Source organism: Streptomyces sp. NPDC086554 (assembly GCF_040686095.1).
Taxonomy (GTDB): domain Bacteria; phylum Actinomycetota; class Actinomycetes; order Streptomycetales; family Streptomycetaceae; genus Streptomyces.
Map to the genome: position 1 here is coordinate 12,027 of NZ_JBFBJK010000020.1, position 16,337 is coordinate 28,363.

Annotated in this window: 10 protein-coding genes, 2 tRNA genes and 1 riboswitch; of the genes, 4 read left to right on the forward strand and 8 right to left on the reverse strand. The window is 71.6% G+C overall.

What is annotated here, in order from left to right; genetic code table 11:
* Positions 1 to 23: 23 nt before the first annotated feature.
* Complete coding sequence (locus AB0O76_RS29520; protein WP_365497141.1) at positions 24 to 2,117, reverse strand: asparagine synthase-related protein; 2,094 nt, start codon at positions 2,115 to 2,117, stop codon at positions 24 to 26.
* A 700-nt stretch (positions 2,118 to 2,817) separates the two neighbouring features.
* Here AB0O76_RS29520 and AB0O76_RS29525 point away from each other — a divergent pair.
* From AB0O76_RS29525 to AB0O76_RS29540, 4 genes are all read left to right on the forward strand, one after another.
* Positions 2,818 to 4,263, forward strand: a complete 1,446-nt coding sequence (locus AB0O76_RS29525; RefSeq protein ID WP_365497143.1) for an MFS transporter — start codon at positions 2,818 to 2,820, stop codon at positions 4,261 to 4,263.
* Positions 4,264 to 4,437: 174 nt separating this feature from the next.
* Positions 4,438 to 5,640, forward strand: a complete 1,203-nt coding sequence (lhgO, locus tag AB0O76_RS29530) for an L-2-hydroxyglutarate oxidase (protein WP_365497145.1) — start codon at positions 4,438 to 4,440, stop codon at positions 5,638 to 5,640.
* Between the two features lie 59 nt (positions 5,641 to 5,699).
* On the forward strand, positions 5,700 to 6,488 hold the full coding sequence (trmB, locus tag AB0O76_RS29535) for a tRNA (guanosine(46)-N7)-methyltransferase TrmB (protein ID WP_365497147.1): 789 nt from the start codon (positions 5,700 to 5,702) through the stop codon (positions 6,486 to 6,488).
* A 101-nt stretch (positions 6,489 to 6,589) separates the two neighbouring features.
* A complete protein-coding gene (locus tag AB0O76_RS29540; protein WP_365497425.1) occupies positions 6,590 to 7,954 on the forward strand; it encodes a PrsW family intramembrane metalloprotease in 1,365 nt (454 codons plus the stop codon).
* On the opposite strand, the gene AB0O76_RS29545 is transcribed toward AB0O76_RS29540, so the two are convergent.
* From AB0O76_RS29545 to AB0O76_RS29575, 7 genes are all read right to left on the reverse strand, one after another.
* Complete coding sequence (locus AB0O76_RS29545; protein WP_365497149.1) at positions 7,955 to 8,899, reverse strand: aldo/keto reductase; 945 nt, start codon at positions 8,897 to 8,899, stop codon at positions 7,955 to 7,957. It lies immediately after the preceding gene.
* A 140-nt stretch (positions 8,900 to 9,039) separates the two neighbouring features.
* Positions 9,040 to 10,125: a M23 family metallopeptidase gene (locus AB0O76_RS29550; RefSeq protein WP_365497151.1), complete on the reverse strand. Its 1,086-nt coding sequence runs from the start codon at positions 10,123 to 10,125 to the stop codon at positions 9,040 to 9,042.
* An 11-nt stretch (positions 10,126 to 10,136) separates the two neighbouring features.
* Positions 10,137 to 10,283: riboswitch (cyclic di-AMP (ydaO/yuaA leader) on the reverse strand.
* 221 nt (positions 10,284 to 10,504) lie between these two features.
* Positions 10,505 to 11,653 carry a PP2C family protein-serine/threonine phosphatase gene (locus AB0O76_RS29555; protein WP_365497153.1) on the reverse strand — a complete coding sequence of 383 codons (1,149 nt, stop codon included), beginning with the start codon at positions 11,651 to 11,653 and terminating at the stop codon, positions 10,505 to 10,507.
* A gap of 235 nt (positions 11,654 to 11,888) precedes the next feature.
* Positions 11,889 to 11,962 (reverse strand) — tRNA-Met (locus AB0O76_RS29560).
* A gap of 129 nt (positions 11,963 to 12,091) precedes the next feature.
* A tRNA-Lys gene (locus AB0O76_RS29565) sits at positions 12,092 to 12,167 on the reverse strand.
* A 110-nt stretch (positions 12,168 to 12,277) separates the two neighbouring features.
* On the reverse strand, positions 12,278 to 13,828 hold the full coding sequence (locus AB0O76_RS29570; protein ID WP_365497154.1) for an amino acid permease: 1,551 nt from the start codon (positions 13,826 to 13,828) through the stop codon (positions 12,278 to 12,280).
* Positions 13,829 to 13,937: 109 nt separating this feature from the next.
* Positions 13,938 to 16,217 (reverse strand): DEAD/DEAH box helicase, encoded by a 2,280-nt coding sequence (locus AB0O76_RS29575; protein WP_365497156.1) that lies wholly within the window; start codon positions 16,215 to 16,217, stop codon positions 13,938 to 13,940.
* Positions 16,218 to 16,337 lie beyond the last annotated feature (120 nt).

A 16,337-nucleotide genomic window follows, 5' to 3' on the forward strand; every position in this document is an offset into this window, starting at 1 on the left:
GAGCGCGCCGCGGGCGCCCCCGGCTACCGCCCCGCCCCCAACGCCCCCCTCTGCGGCACGACGCTCCCCGTAGGCACCGCCCGCTGCCGAGCAGGCGTGCCCGTCCAGCAGGTTCCTCTCCGGGACAGCAGGCGGCGGAGCCACAGTTCTGTGGAGACCAGGTCGGCCAGGCCGTCCAGGGGGAGAGGCTCGCCCTCTGCCGCCGACCGCAGGGCCTTGCGGACCACGCGGGCCTCGACCAGGCCCGCCTGAGCGAGGAGAGGCGTGTCGAAGAGGGTGATCAGGTCGTCGACGGCCACCCGCAGGCCGGTCCGTGCCGCCGCCGCGGACGACGCGTGGGAGGGAGCCCCCCAGCCGGGCGGCAGTTCGGCGACTCCGGCGCCTTCCAGGACCGTACGGAGGATGGCGGCACGGGCCCCCGGCTGGACGCGCAGGGCCACGGGGAGCTCCCGGCAGGCGCGGACGACCTGGTTGTCCAGGAAGGGCGCGTGCAGCCGCTGGAAGCGGACCTCGGCGGCCTGTTCCAGGACGCGCAGGTCCGCCGCGTGCCGCGCGAGTGCCGCACGGGCGCGGAACTCACCGGGCCGCTGGCCGGGCCCTGCCCCGGGCCGGCCCGTCGTGTCGTGGAGGCGAACCGATACTTCAGCGAGGGCCTCACCGGTCAGCCAGCGCGCGGCGGGTCCGGGCCTGGCCCACGCGAGCGCGGCGAGCGACGCCCCCACGGCCCCGCCCGGCTCGTCGAAGCGGCGCTGCAGGAGGCGGTCGGCGAGCGAGTCGACGCCCGCGCGGTAGGGCATCCGGGCGAGCTTGCGCGCGGCGCCGTACACACGCGCGGGGACCATGACGGAGCCGTCCGCCTTGGCGAGCGCCGCGACGGGCCGCACCAGATGGCGCCGCCTGCGGTCCATCAGGAGGTCGGCGAGGCGGGCCGGATGCGCGTCCATGACCTGCCGTGCGCCGTACCCCGTGAAGTGGTCCGCGCTGCCGGATGAGAGCCGCGCGCGGTGGCGCTGGGCCGTGACGAGGGAACCGCTCGGCTCGTCCGTCAGAGGGCCGTCCAAGTCCGCGTAGGGGAGGGCCTCTTCGCCCGCGGCGACGACCACGTGGTGCAGGCGCGGGTTGGCCGCGATGGCGCCTGCCCGCTCCAGCTCGGCCTCCCGGCCGTTGATCGCGAGGTCGTTGAACGTGACGGCCAGGAGCCGCTCCCCCGCACCCGTGCCGTGGCCGAGGACCGTACCGGGCATCCCCGGGAGGCCCGCAGCGAGCAGGGCGAGGGTACCGGACGCGGGTCCTCCGGAGAGGTCGGCTCCGATGCCGGGCACCGGCATCCCGCGCGCCGCGCGCCGCTCGGCGGGGCCCATGCCGGGCACGGGCCCCGGGTCGATGTCCGGTCCGGCTCCGGGGACGTGGCGCGGGGCGCCGAGGCGGGCCCGCACGGCCTCCACGAGCGCGTCGCGCACGCCGTCCACGGCGCTGGTCGCGTCGGCCGACGGCGCCGCGACCGCGAGGGACGCCACCGGCTCGTACCCGGCGATCTCCCGCGCGCCCGCGCGCAGGATCAGCGCGTGCCCCGGCGGCACGCGGCGCACGCCCTGGTAGGGCGTCGAGTCCTGCAGCGCCTCCGGTACGTCGGGGGCGGCGAGCAGCGCCGCGAGGTGGCCGATGTCCAGGTGGGCCTCGATGAGGTCCGCGAGCGGCAGCGCTGCCGTCGCGTACGCGGTGCCGTCGGCCCAGGGCGTGTAGAAGACCGGGCGCGCTCCGGCCAGGTCTCCGGCGACCATGACGCGGCGCCCGACCTGGACGACCGCCGTGTAACTGCCGGACCAGGCGGTCAGGTGGCGCAGGGCGCCGCCGCGGGCGGCGAACAGGCCGACCCTGAGCTCCTCGTCGCTGGCCCCGCAGGTGCCGAGCACCGCGATCCGGGTCTGTTCGTCGGCCTTGACCGTGCGCACCTCGTCGGGGCGCCAGTCCCCCACCGCCCAGAGCGGATCCGGGTCGCCCCACAGGAGTTGGGAACCCACGGGATGGACGGTCTCGCCGTTCTCACCGGTGGCCCCGGCCGAACCGACCATCGAAGGCTTCGCGGCAGTGCTGCTCCACCCCACCAACCACCGCATCGCTGCCTCCACAGGCTGTGGACAACCAGTGCACCGAAGAACTGGGGTCCCATGCTGCCACGAAGGAGGCGCGCGGGAGTGGCTACGGGGCTGCTCGCGCTCCCCTCGATACGCCTGGAGGGAGCGGTACTTGAAGGGCTCAACAACGCCCTTCCTCTTGTGCGTGGGCGAATTGCCCCGGCCTACAGGGAGGCGATTTTCGGCCAAATCATCGATGGGCGCCCGCGCGGGGGACGCGTGAAACGCAACACTCAGTCCGGGAGGCGGAGTTCGCCCCCCGGACCGGTCCGCCGCCCGCGGGGATGGAGGCGGCGGTGTCCCCCAGCCCACTGACTCCAGCGCAGCGGGCCGACCCACGCACCATCCATGGAAGCGCTCCCCATATGGCCGGTGAAGAGCGCACACGCAGGCGCACGGCCACACACCCGGAGCACACCCCGGCACCCCCGCTCTTCCCTACCGGCAACAATCTCGCCATCCGGAACTGGGCCTCTTAACGCTTGGGATGCGGCGAACTACGCTGTGTGTGCTGATGTTTTCGCGGAGGCATATACCTGGGGGCTCGGCCAAATGCTCTTGCGGCCGAGGTTCCGGGCCACGGAGGTCGTCGTCACGATCGCCGCTGCCCCTGGGGGAACGCAGCACGAATGCCGCGCGGTCAAGCCATCGCACGGCAGCCGTCTGTGTCGAGGGGTGGCGCATGTCCAGGGAGCAACGCGGGCCGAACGAAAAGCTCGGCACCGTTCTCGCCCTCGCGGGAATCAGCAATGCGGGACTCGCCCGCCGGGTCAACGACCTCGGCGCACAACGCGGGTTGACGCTTCGATACGACAAGACATCGGTGGCCCGGTGGGTGTCCAAGGGCATGGTGCCGCAGGGCGCCGCGCCGCACCTGATCGCCGCCGCCATCGGCCAGAAGCTCGGCCGGCCGGTGCCGCTGCACGAGATCGGCCTCGCGGACGCCGATCCCGCGCCGGAGGTGGGCCTCGCCTTCCCGCGTGACGTGGGCGCCGCGGTGAAGTCGGCGACGGAGCTGTACCGCCTCGATCTGGCAGGCCGGCGCGCGGGCGGCGGCATCTGGCAGTCGCTCGCGGGCTCCTTCGCGGTGAGCGCGTACGCCACACCTGCGTCACGCTGGCTGATAACCCCGGCCGACAGCTCGGTCGCCCGTGACGTCACCGATGAGGCGCCCCGCGGGACGGGGCACCCCGACGACGGCGGGCCGCCGATGAAGGTCGGCCACAGCGACGTGGTGAAGCTGCGGGAGGCGGCCGAGGACGCCCGCCGCTGGGACTCCAAGTACGGGGGCGGCGACTGGCGTTCGTCGATGGTCCCGGAGTGCCTGCGGGTCGAGGCGGCACCCCTGCTGCTCGGCTCGTACTCGGACGAGGTGGGCCGCTCGCTCTTCGGTGCGTCGGCCGAACTCACCCGCCTCGCCGGGTGGATGGCCTTCGACACCGGCCAGCAGGAGGCCGCCCAGCGCTACTACATCCAGGCCCTGCGCCTGGCCCGCGCGGCCGCCGACGTCCCCTTAGGGGGATACGTCCTCGCCTCCATGTCCCTCCAGGCGACCTACCGCGGCTTCGGCGACGAGGGCGTCGACCTCGCGCAGGCCGCCCTTGAGCGCAACCGCGGTCTGGCCACCGCGCGCACCATGAGCTTCTTCCGCCTCGTCGAGGCACGCGCGCACGCGCGCGCCAGTGACGCACAGGCCGCGGGGGCGGCGCTGCGGGCCGCCGAGGGATGGCTGGAGCGGGCACGGGACGGCGACAACGACCCGTCGTGGCTCGGCTTCTACTCGTACGACCGCTTCGCGGCCGACGCCGCCGAGTGCTACCGCGACCTGAAGGCGCCCCGGCAGGTGCGCCGCTTCACCGAGCAGGCGCTCTCCAAGCCGACGGAGGAGTTCGTCCGCTCGCACGGACTGCGGCTCGTGGTGTCGGCGGTCGCCGAGCTGGAGTCCGGGAACCTGGACGCGGCGTGCGAGCAGGGCACGCGTGCCCTTGAGGTCGCCGGGCGCATCTCGTCCGCGCGGACGACGGAGTACGTGAAGGATCTGCTGCACCGCCTGGAGCCGTACGGCGACGAGCCCCGGGTCGTGGAGCTGCGGGAGCGCGCCCGGCCGCTCCTCGTGGCGCCCGCGTAGGCCGGCCTGGCTCCGCCCCGTTCCGTGCCCGCTACACACAGCCTGATCGGCAGCAGCAGTTACGCACTCCGTAACCCTCCGGTCCTCGTCGGGTTTGAGGGCGTTGTCAGTGGCGCAGTGCACTATCTGGTGTGGGAGATCCGGTTGGGCGATCTGGTTGGGAGGTGATGCGGGATGGTCCGGGACGTGGCGTACGACTGCGATGTGCTGGTGATCGGCGGCGGGATCGTCGGTCTCTCGACGGCGTATGCCATCACGCGCGCCGCCCCGGGGACACGGGTCACGGTCCTGGAGAAGGAGCCGGGCCCCGCCCGGCACCAGACGGGGCGCAACAGCGGCGTGATCCACAGCGGGATCTACTACCGCCCCGGCTCCCTGAAGGCGCGGTACGCGGTGCGGGGCGCCGCCGAGATGGTCAAGTTCTGCGCGGAGTACGGCATCGCGCACGAGGTCACCGGCAAGCTGATCGTCGCCACGGAGCGGGACGAGCTGCCCCGCCTGCACGCGCTCGTGCAGCGCGGCAGGGAGAACGGCATTCCGGTGCGGGAGCTTGGCCCTGCCCAGATCGCCGAGTACGAACCCGAGGTGCGGGGGCTCGCCGCCATCCAGGTCGGCACCACCGGGATCTGTGACTACGGTGCGGTGGCGGAGCGGCTCGCGGACGCTTCCGGGGCGGATGTGCGGTACGGCGCGGAGGTCGTCCGCATCGACCGACGGGCGGCGCTCGGGGTGGCCGTGCGGACCGCCGACGGGGCCGTGGTGCGGGGGAAGGCGCTGGTCAACTGTGCGGGGTTGCAGTGCGACCGGGTCGCGATGCTTGCCGGGGACGACCCGGAGATGCGGATCGTCCCCTTCCGGGGGGAGTACTTCGATCTTGCGCGGCCCGAGCTGGTGCGGGGCCTTGTGTATCCGGTGCCCGATCCGGCGTTCCCCTTCCTGGGGGTGCATCTGACGCGGGGCATCGGGGGCGGGGTGCATGTGGGGCCCAACGCGGTGCCGGCGCTCGCCCGCGAGGGGTACGGATGGGGTGTCGTACGACCCCTGGAGCTCGCCGGGACGCTGAGCTGGCCGGGTTCCTGGCGGATAGCGCGGCGGCACTGGCGGTACGGGGCGGGGGAGCTTCGGCGCTCCCTTTCCAAAGGGGCGTTCACCTCCGCGGTGCGGAGGCTGCTGCCCGCGGTGACCGAGTCCGACCTGATCCCTGTGGACGCGGGGGTGCGGGCGCAGGCCGTGCTGCGGGACGGGACGCTGGTCGACGACTTCCTCATCCGGGAGGGGGCGCGGACGGTGCACGTCCTGAACGCACCGTCGCCTGCCGCTACGGCTTCGCTGCCGATTGGGCGGGCTGTGGCCCGGCGGGTCCTTTCACTGTTGTGAGGGGACCCCCTCGACAGGCTGAATGTTGCGGCCGGTCTGGGGATTAAAATTGCCGCACTGTGTCTGAGTCGAACGCCGCCCCCGAGCACCCCCGCCCCCCGCGCCCCCGAGGCGAGCCCCGTTTCCCCGACGGGCCCGTGCCCGACCCCGCCGGGTCGCACCACGAGCGGCGGATCCGTAGTTTCCAGCCCCGCAGGAGCCGGGTCACGACGAGCCAGGCCGATGCCCTGCAGCGGCTGTGGCCCAAGTGGGGCCTGGACATCGACGGGCAGCGCGTCCTCGACCTCCATGAGCTGTTCGGCGGCGAGATGCCCGTCGTGCTCGAGATCGGGTTCGGCATGGGCGAGGCCACCGCGCAGATGGCCGCCGACGATCCGGACACCGGGATCCTCGCCGTCGATGTGCACACCCCGGGGCAGGGAAATCTGCTCGGGCTCGCCGACCGCAACGGCCTCAGCAATGTCCGCGTCGCCAACGGGGACGCCGTCATCCTGCTGCGCGAGATGCTCCCGGCCGCCTCCCTCGACGGCCTGCGCATCTACTTCCCCGACCCCTGGCCCAAGGCCCGCCACCACAAGCGCCGCATCATCCAGCCCGAGTTCCTCGACCTCGCGGCGCCCAGCCTCAAGCCCGGCGCGCTCCTTCACTGCGCGACCGACTGGGAGCCGTACGCCGAGCAGATGCTGGAAGTGCTCACCGCGCACCCCCTCTTCGAGAACACCCAGCCGGACGGCGGCTACGCACCCCGGCCCGCCTTCCGCCCCTTCACCCGCTTCGAAGGCCAGGGCATCGACAAGGGGCATGTGGTCCATGACCTGCTGTTCCGCCGGGTAACCGGGGAGCAGTAGCACCGCCGGGCCCGCGCACAGCCGAAACGCACCGTCGCGGGCCACCCCTGTCCCTCGTTAGGGTCAACGGCGTGGCCACCAGTTCTCCGCACGCGCACCCCATGCCCCCGGCAGGGCCCCCCGGGCTGCGCCACGCGCGCTGGTGGCAGCGGCGGGCCATCCGCGCCGCCGCGCTGGTCACCCTGCTCGCCCTCTCCGGGCTCGTCATCCTCGCCCTGGTGCGCGAACAGACCGGCACCAAGGGGTTCTTGGTCGGGCTCGGGCTCGCGACGCTGCCCGTTCCGCTGCTGATAGCCGCCTTCCGCTGGCTCGACCGCGTACAGCCCGGGCCCTGGCGGAACATCCTGTTCTCCTTCTCCTGGGGCGCCTGTGCCGCCGCCCTCATAGCGATCGTCGCGAACAGCTTCGCGACCCGCTGGATAGCGACCGCCACCGCCGACCCGAGCAGCGCGGACACCCTCGGCGCGACGGTCATAGCGCCGATCGTCGAGGAGACGGCCAAGGCAGCGGCCGTCCTGCTCGTCTTCCTCTTCCGCAGACGCGAGTTCACCGGCGTGCTCGACGGCGTGGTGATAGCCGGAGTGACCGCCACCGGCTTCGCGTTCACCGAGAACATCCTCTATCTCGGCAGCGCCTTCGGCACCGACCAGCTCAACGGCGGCACCGGGCTCGCGTCCGTGACGGCGGCGACCTTCTTCGTACGCGTCGTCATGTCGCCCTTCGCGCACCCCCTGTTCACCGTGCTCACCGGCATCGGCTTCGGCATCGCCGCGCTCGGCACCGACCGCCGACGCCTGCGCCGCGTGCTGCTTCCGCTCGCAGGACTGCTCCTCGCGATGGGCCTGCACGCCCTGTGGAACGGCTCGACGACCTTCGGCGAGTACGGCTTCTTCGCGGTGTACGCGCTCTTCATGCTGCCCGCGTTCGGGCTGCTGACCTGGCTGGCGATCTGGCTCAGGCAGCGCGGCCTGCGCGTGGTGCGGACCGAGCTGCCCGCGTACGCGATCGCCGGCTGGCTCACACCGCCCGAGCCGTACGCACTCGGCACGATGCGCGCCCGCACCATCGCCCGCGACTACGCCTCGTACACCCAGGGCAAGGCCGCGGCGCGCACGGTCGCGGAGTACGAGACGTACGCGACGTCGCTCGCCCTGCTCCGGTACCGGGGCCGCCGCGGCCGCGCGGGCGCCGACTTCGTCGTACGGGAGCGGGAGTTGCTGCACGCGCTGTGGGAGCGCCGCGAGCTGGCCAGGCCCGCGCTCGCCTACGCGGCGCGGGCGACGGCACCCGTGCTCATACCGATGCCGCCGCCGTACGGGTACCGACTTCCCTATCCGCAGGGCGCACAGGGCGCACAGGGAGCGCACGGACCACAGGGGTACAGCTACACCCAGCCGGCGACGGCCTACGCGCCCTACCCCGCCTATCCCGCGTACCAGACCCCGTACAACCCCTACCGCAGCTGATCAGGCGGAAGCCTTCGTCAGCGCGGTCACCTCGGCCTCCGTCAGTTCGAGATCGCCCACCGCGAGCAGCGCGGGCAGCTGCTCGACCGTGCGGGCCGACGCGATCGGCGCGGCCACCGTCGGCTGCGCGGCGAGCCAGGCCAGGGCCACGGTCGCGGGCTCGGCGCCGCGCGCAGCCGCGATCTCGTCCAGGGCGGCGAGCACCTTCACGCCCCGCTCGGTCTCCAGATGCTTGCCCGCGCCCTCGGCCCGCGCACTGTCGACCTTCGCGCCCGGGCGGTACTTACCGGTGAGGAAGCCGGATGCGAGCGCGTAGTACGGCACCGCCGCCAGGCCGGAGCGCGATGCGACCTCCTGGAGCGGGCCCTCGTAGGTGCCACGGGAGACGAGGTTGTAGTGCGGCTGCAGCGCCACGTACCGGGCGAGGCCCTCGCGGTCGGAGAAGTCGATGGACTCCTGGAGCCGCTCGGCGGTCAGGTTGGAGGCGGCGATCGCGCGCACCTTGCCCGACGTCACCAGATCGTCGAGCGCGGTGATGATCTCCTCGACCGGGACGGTCGGGTCGTCGAAGTGCGTGTAGTAGAGGTCGATGTAGTCGGTGCGCAGCCGGCGCAGCGACTCCTCGGCACCGGACTTGATGGTGTTGGCGGACAGGCCCTTGTAGTCGGGGTGGGCGCCGACCTTGGTGGCGATCACGACGTCGGAGCGGCGGCCGCGCGCGGCGAGCCAGTTGCCGATGACGGTCTCGGACTCGCCGCCCTTGTTGCCCGGCGCCCAGGCCGAGTAGACGTCGGCGGTGTCGACGAAGTTGCCGCCCGCCGCGGTGTAGGCGTCGAGCACGGCGAAGGACTGCGCCTCGTCGGCCGTCCAGCCGAAGACGTTGCCGCCGAGGGCGAGCGGGAAGACCTCGAGGTCGGACGGGCCGAGCTTGCGTAGAGAAGTCATACGGGGCTCAACACCCTTACGGAGCCCAGCATTCCGTACTACGGGATGTCAGTTCCGCGTTTCAAGATATGGGCATGCCGAGCCGGCAGCCCTGACGTCGGGGGGTTGCCGCCAGGACCGCCGGAGTCACAGGGGGCGCCTCAGAGCGACTGGCCCTTGTCCCGCAGCCAGGCGGCCGGGTCGACCCCGGTGGAGTCGCCGCCGGGGTGGATCTCGAGGTGGAGGTGCGGCCCGGTCACATTGCCGGTGGCGCCGACGCGGCCGATGGTGTCGCCGGTGGTGACCTTCTGGCCGACGCTGACGCCCATCGAGGACTGGTGGTTGTACCAGATCTCGGTGCCGTCCTCGAGCTCCAGGATGGTGCGGTAGCCGTACGACCCCGCCCAGCCGGCCTCCTTGATGGTGCCGGTGTGGATCGCCTTGAGGGGCGTACCCGTCGGCGCCGCGAAGTCGAGGCCGGTGTGGTAGCCGGAGGACCACATCGATCCTGCCTGGCCGAAGGTGCTGGTGAGCGTGTACGAACTGAGCGGCAGCGTGTAGCTCTTGGCGAGCTTGGCCAGGCGCTCCGCCTCGGCCTTGCGCCGGGCTTCCTCTTCCGCCTTCTTCTTCGCTGCGGCCTTCTCGGCGGCGATCTTCTTCTCGGCCGCGGACTGCTCGGCGGCGGCCTGCTCCGCGGCCTTCTTGACGGCGGCTTCTTCCGCCGCCTTCTGGACCGCGTCGTCCGCCTGGTCCTGCTGGTTCTCGGCCTGCTGCATGATGCGGGCCCGCAGTGCCTCACCGGCGTCGGTGGTTCCCTGCTCGGCATCGGCGGTGCTGACACCGGCGGCGGTGAGCGGCGCGGCGGCGGTCGTCACGCCTGCGTCGGAGGAGTCGTCTGATTCGTCGGAGCCGGATATCAGGGACCCCACGCCGGGAAGCGACTTGGCCTCCGGCAGCGAGTCCGTGACGGCCGAGATGTCCGGCATCTCGATGGAGACCGGGGGCTTGCCGCCCTGCGCGGTGGCGATGCCGCCCGCGCCGACGGCGGCGATGACGCCCACGCCGAGGACGGTGGAGCTGCGGGCGAGCCCGCCGCCGCCCTTCTTGTGGACGCGGTGCCTGCCGCGAACGGGACGGATGGACTCCTCGGTGGGATTCCACTCCTCCCAAGTCTCATCGTCATGAGCACCGAAGTCGTCGTCATTCGGTGCGTAAACGGCTTGGGGGGCAGGCCGGTTGGACGCCACTGGGGCGCGCTCCTTTCCTTCCTTCTCGCCTACCGGGTTAGCTGACGGGTTCGGAGCAGGAAGGTCTCCTACGAACATCTGGCACGGATGCACAGATGCCCGATTCACCCCAATTGGTGGTTCCCCGGCTCCCTTTCGGGATTAGGCGCGTGCGCACGGAGCCGACTCGAGTGACGGCTGGGACGACCGCGCTGCGTTATCGAACGTTAATAGACGGCAGGGCCGTATTCCAAGCCGTTCCGACTGATCGTTAACGCCGTTGGCCTGTACTTAACGGGACACCAAGGGCGGGAACGGGGCGAGTTGACCGCACTTCTTCACACACCGGACCTTCACACCGCCTTGACAGTGCGTCAGTTGCTATGCGGAGTGGTGCGATTCAGTCACGGCCCGTGACATCGGACGGGGTATCGGGGGAGGCATCGGACGGGGCATCGCCGGTGTCCGGCCGCCGCACCGCGAGCAGCGCCATGTCGTCCGTCCCTCCCCCGCCGGTGTGCCGGCGCACCTCTTCGGCCAGCGTCGCGAGCAGCGTGTCAGGGCCGTGGGGTCCGGGAAAGATCCGGCCGCCGAGCCGGGCCGCCGGGTTGTAGAACTCGCCGCGGATGTCCCGCGCCTCCGAGAGCCCGTCGGTGTAGAGCAGCAGCATCGCCCCCGGCGGGAACTCCGCCTCGTCGGCGCGGTCCGGCCAGACCCCCAGGTCGCCCATCCCGAGCGGCAGCGCGGGCTCGCTCGCGGACAGCACGCACAGCCGTCCGTCGCCGCGCAGGAGCAGCGGCTCGGGATGCCCGCGGTTGAGGATGCGGATGACTCCGTCGCCGCGCGGGATCTCCGCGAGGACAGCGGTGGTGAACCCCTCGAAGGCGTCGAGCCCCTCGCGCCGCATGCCCTCCCGCGCGAGCGCCCGCTCAAGGCGCTGCGCCACCGCCTCCAGGGTGGCCTCCTGCTCGGCCGCCTCCCGGAACGCCCCGATGACGACGGCGACGGCCGCCACCGCGCCCATCCCCTTGCCGCGTACGTCGCCGACGATGACGCGTACGCCGTGCGGGGTGTCCTGCACGGCGTACAGATCCCCGCCGATGAACGCGTCGGCTTCCGCGGCCTCGTACCGCGCCGCGATGTCGAGCCCCCCGATCCGGTGATCCGGCTGCGGCAGCACGGCGCGCTGGGCGGTCTCCGAGATGGAGCGGGCGGAGGCGAGCTGTTCGTCGCTGCGGCGTACGACGCGGTTGATGAGGACGGCGAGCACGGCGACGGTCAGCACGGTGAGCAGCTCGGTGACGGCCGCGACGTCGGTGGTGGTGCTGTTGCCGAAGTGCAGGGTGAGCACGGCGAGGCAGGAGGCGGCGCCGATGAGGCCGGTGCTGAGGAGCGAGTAGAACGGGGCGGCGATCAGCGGGGCGGCGGTGAACAGGGGCGCCGCGGTGAACTCCGAGGGGGTCGACATGTCGTACACGACGCCGATGACCAGGAGCAGCCACGGAAGGGCCCGCACGAGAGCCCGCTCGTGGGTGACGTCCGGACTCATGTCCGACCCCTCTGAGGGGTTTCTCGGACGTCCTCCTCGCTGCCCCACCGCTCGTCTCCCGCCGAAGTCCGCGCCCGGGACCAGCCCCATGACCGCACCTGTCCAGGTTTCCCTCAGCGGCGGCGGGCTGCGAGCGGTGTGGGCCGACCGGATGACATCGGACGGCATGGCGGAGGAACGCCGAAAACGCCTAAGGCCCGGATCCATGATCTGGATCCGGGCCTTAGGACTTCAGTAGCGGGGACAGGATTTGAACCTGCGACCTCTGGGTTATGAGCCCAGCGAGCTACCGAGCTGCTCCACCCCGCGCCGTTGAAATGAACAGTACGCCATGTGGCGGGGTAAAAGCGAACCGGTTGCCGGGAGGGACGAAACCGCAGGCTCGGACCCCCGGACATGCCACAGGCCCAGATCAGTGGTTCCTGACCTGGGCCTGAGTGGTAGACCGTGTGGGACTCGAACCCACAACCAATGGATTAAAAGTCCACTGCTCTGCCAATTGAGCTAACGGTCCGTGCCGACGCACCCCACGAGCATAGCGGGACGGGCCCCGTCGTCCGATCGGGTATCGCCTCTGGGCCCGTCGCGAGTTGCGCGCCGGGCCCTCGAGCGGGCGCCGAACGGTCAGAGATCGGCCTGGTGGGAGGTCCCGGCGCGGGCCGCTTCGCGGGCCAGGGTGCGCTCGTGCTCCGGGTTGAGGAACCAGTGCCTGGCCGACGCGAACCACCACGTCGCGGCGAACCCGAGGACCACGAGGACCGCGATCGGGGCGTAGTTGAAGGTCTTCCAGGTGACCGGCGAGACCTGCGGGAGCATGAAGAGGACCGTGATCGCACCGACCCAGGCCACCGCGACGATGCCGATCGGGCGCGACCAGCGGCCCAAGTGCCAGGGCCCGCGCTCGAATTGGTCGCCCTTGCGCAGCCGCAGGAGGGTCGGGACCACGTACGCGATGTAGAGCCCGATGACGGCGATCGATGTCACCGCCGCGTACGCCGTGACATTGATCAGATACGGAAGCCCGAGCACCAGCGCGCCGAGCGCGGCCAGCCAGACCGCCGCGACGGGGGTGCGCGTACGCGGGTTGACCGTGTGCCAGATGTGCGAGAACGGCAGCGCTCCGTCCCGCGAGAAGGCGTAGATCATCCGGGAGTTGGCGGTCACCGATGCCATGCCGCAGAAGAGCTGCGCGCCGATGACGACGAGCAGGAGCAGCTTGCCGGCGGTCGCACCCAGGGCGTCGAGCAGGATCTGCGCGGGCGGTGCTCCCGTGGCCGACCCCAGCGCACCCTCGTACGACTGGATGGCGAAGGTGAAGCCGAGGAGCAGCACGAAGCCCGCGATCCAGGACGTCCAGATGGCGCGGACGATGCCGCGCGGTCCTGCCGTGGACGCGTCGTGGGTCTCCTCGGTCATGTGCGCGGAGGCGTCGTACCCGGTGAAGGTGTACTGAGCCATCAGGAGGCCGATCAGGACGACGTAGAGGCCGCTGCCCCACCCCGTGTTGTTCACGAACTCCGTGAAGACGAAGGACGCCGACTGGTGCGAGTCCGGCGAGAACGCGAGCGCGCCGACGATGACCGCCACGCCGATGACGTGCCACCAGACACTGACGCTGTTGAGCAGGCCGACGATGCGTACGCCGAAGGTGTTCAGGAGGCCGTGCAGTACGAGGATGCCCGCGAAGAGCAGGATCGTGCGCTCCTCGGTGACCTGGAAGTCGAACTGGAGGTTCAGGTACGCGCCCAGGAACGACGCGGCGCCGAAGTCGATGCCCGCGGTGACGGCGACCTGGCCGAGGACGTTGAACCAGCCCGTGAACCACGCCCAGGCGGCCGCCGTGCGGGGCGGCGCGAGGCGGTGCGCCCAGAAGTAGAGCCCGGCCGACGTCGGGTACGCCGAGCAGATCTCCGCCATCGCGAGGCCGACGAAGAGGGTCATCAGGCCGACCACGACCCAGCCCCAGGTGATCAGGGCCGGGCCGCCGGTGTTCATGCCGAACAGGTACATCGTGAGGCAGCCGGAGAGGACCGAGATGATCGTGAAGGAGACCGCGTAGTTGGAGAACGCGGACATGCGGCGCGCGAGCACCTGGGTGTAGCCGAGCTGGGCCAGGCGCTCTTCGTCGGAGCCGGGTGGTGGTGGTTCGCTGCTCTTTCCGTCAGTGGTCGTCATGCAGCAGCGTTGCCCACGACAGGGACATGACACACGTCACGTTTGGCATACGGCAGCGGGCCCGCCCCCGAAGGGACGGGCCCGCTGTGCGGTTCAGCTAGGCAGACGCTCAGCCGTTGCGCTTCCAGCGCGGCTTGTCGTCGCGGCGGCCGAAGGAGCCGGTGCCGGTGCCGGAGCGGTCACGGTTGTACGCCGGGCGGTCGTGGCCACCGGAGCGGGCGCCGCCGGAGGGGCGGTCGTCGCGGCGGTCACGGTTGAACGGACGGTCACTGCCGCGGTGGCCGCCGGAGGGGCGGTCGTCACGGCGGAAGGAACCGCCACGGTCACCCGACGGACGGTCGTCGCGACGGAAGCCGCCACGGTCGCCGGAGGGGCGGTCGTCACGACGGAACCCGCCACGGTCGCCCGACGGACGGTCGTCACGACGGAAGCCACCACGGTCACCGGAAGGACGGTCATCACGACGGAAGGAGCCGCCACGGTCACCCGACGGACGGTCGTCACGACGGAAGCCACCTTCACGGCGGTCACCACCGCGGAAGCCCGAGCCGCCACGGTCGTCACGACGCTCGAAGGAACGGCCACCACGGTCGCCACCCTCACGGCGGTCGCCGCCACGGAAGCCACCTTCACGGCGGTCACCACCGCGGAAGCCGGAGCCACCGCGGTCGTCACGACGCTCGAAGGAACGGCCACCACGGTCGTCACGGCGCTCACGCTCGTAGTTGCCGCGCTCGTCGCGCTGCGGACGGCGGTTCTCGTACGAGGAGGAACGCTCCTCCCGCACCGGAGCGGACTGCTCGGGCACGGAGGCGGCGGCCTCGACGGCGGCCTCGGCAGCGGCGGCGGCCTCGGCCACCGCGGTCTCCGGGTCGTCGCCACGCTCGCGGGCGGCACGCGCGGTGAGGCGGGCGGCCTCCTCGCGCAGCTCGGTCGCGCGGCGCTGGGCGCGCTCCAGCTCCTTGGTGAGGTCCTTGACCTCACGCTCGGCCTGGGTCGCGGCGTTGCCCGCGGAGTCGGCCTGCACCTCGGTCATGGAGCGGGCGCCGGTGATGTCGGCGACCTCCGGGTCGAAGGCACCGCCGCCGTTGATGATGTGGCGCGAGGCGTCGACGCCCGCGTCCTCCATCAGGCGGAAGATCTGGCGGCGCTGGTGCGGCAGGGACAGCGAGACGACCGTGCCGGAGCGGCCCGCGCGAGCGGTACGGCCGGAGCGGTGCAGGTAGTCCTTGTGGTCGCCGGCCGGGTCCACGTTCAGGACCAGGTCGATGCCGTCGACGTGGATGCCGCGGGCGGCGACGTCGGTGGCGACGAGCGCGTTGACGTAACCGTCCTTGAAGTCCGCAAGCGTCCGCGTACGGGCGCCCTGCGTCATGCCGCCGTGCAGCGCGTCGGCCTTCACACCGGACTCGCGCAGCTGCTCGGCGATGCGGTCGGCGCCCAGCTGGGTGCGGACGAAGATGATCGTGCGGCCCTTGCGGGCGGCGATGGCGGCCGTGACGGGCGCCTTGTCGCGGGGCTTCACGATCAGGATGTGGTGCGTCATGGTCGTGACGTTGCCCTGGGCGCTGTCGACCTCGTGCGTCACCGGGTTGTTCAGGTAGCGCTTGACCAGCGTGGAGATCTCGTTCTCCATCGTGGCCGAGAAGAGCATGCGCTGGCCGCCGGCCGGGACCTGGTCGAGCAGCTCGGTGACCTCGGGCAGGAAGCCCAGGTCGGACATCTGGTCGGCCTCGTCGAGCACCGCGATCTGGGTGTTCTCGAGCGAGCAGGCGCCGCGGTTGATGATGTCGCGCAGGCGGCCCGGCGTGGCGACGAGGATGTCGACACCGCGCTCGAGGGCGTAGATCTGGTTGCCCATGGACGTACCGCCGCAGACGACCTTCATCTTCAGGCCGAGTACGTCGCCGTACGGCTGGAGGGCGTCGGCGACCTGCATCGCCAGCTCGCGGGTCGGGGTCAGGATGACGCCGCGGGGCTTCTTCTTCTCGGTGTGGCCCTCGGCCAGCTGGGCCAGCATCGGCAGACCGAAGGAGAGGGTCTTGCCGGAGCCGGTGCGGCCGCGGCCCAGGATGTCCTTGCCGGCCAGGGCGTCCGGGATGGTCGCGGCCTGGATCGGGAAGGGGGTGTGCACGCCGTTGCGGGCGAGCTTGCGGACGACACCGTCGGGCAGACCGAGGTCTCCGAAGGTGATCTCGGGCTCGGCGTCGGCGTCGGCTTCAGCCTCAACGGCATCGGCGTCGGCGTCGGCGTCGGTGGTGACCTCGGTGACGTCCTCGGCCGGAGCGATCTCGACGGTCTCGGCGACGGCCACTACGGCGTCGTTCTCGACGATCTCGACGATCTCGTTCTCGGGCAGGACGGCGTGGTCAGAACTGGAAATGGACATGCGAATTGCGAAACCTTCCGGAGTCTCGGCACGCGCCCGTCAACTCCGTGATTTCGCAATGGACCGCCTCTATGCGGTCAGCCACGGCAAGGGAGAGTACGCGCCACGCGGCGCTCTTCT

Bases quoted from the DNA above. Each gene is read 5' to 3' on its own strand.
- AB0O76_RS29520 (WP_365497141.1), bottom strand. From the start codon at position 2,117: ATGCGGTGGTTGGTGGGGTGGAGCAGCACTGCCGCGAAGCCTTCGATG.
- AB0O76_RS29525 (WP_365497143.1), top strand. From the start codon at position 2,818: ATGTCCAGGGAGCAACGCGGGCCGAACGAAAAGCTCGGCACCGTTCTC.
- lhgO (WP_365497145.1), top strand. From the start codon at position 4,438: ATGGTCCGGGACGTGGCGTACGACTGCGATGTGCTGGTGATCGGCGGC.
- AB0O76_RS29540 (WP_365497425.1), top strand. From the start codon at position 6,590: ATGCCCCCGGCAGGGCCCCCCGGGCTGCGCCACGCGCGCTGGTGGCAG.
- AB0O76_RS29545 (WP_365497149.1), bottom strand. From the start codon at position 8,899: ATGACTTCTCTACGCAAGCTCGGCCCGTCCGACCTCGAGGTCTTCCCG.
- AB0O76_RS29555 (WP_365497153.1), bottom strand. From the start codon at position 11,653: ATGAGTCCGGACGTCACCCACGAGCGGGCTCTCGTGCGGGCCCTTCCG.
- AB0O76_RS29570 (WP_365497154.1), bottom strand. From the start codon at position 13,828: ATGACGACCACTGACGGAAAGAGCAGCGAACCACCACCACCCGGCTCC.
- AB0O76_RS29575 (WP_365497156.1), bottom strand. From the start codon at position 16,217: ATGTCCATTTCCAGTTCTGACCACGCCGTCCTGCCCGAGAACGAGATC.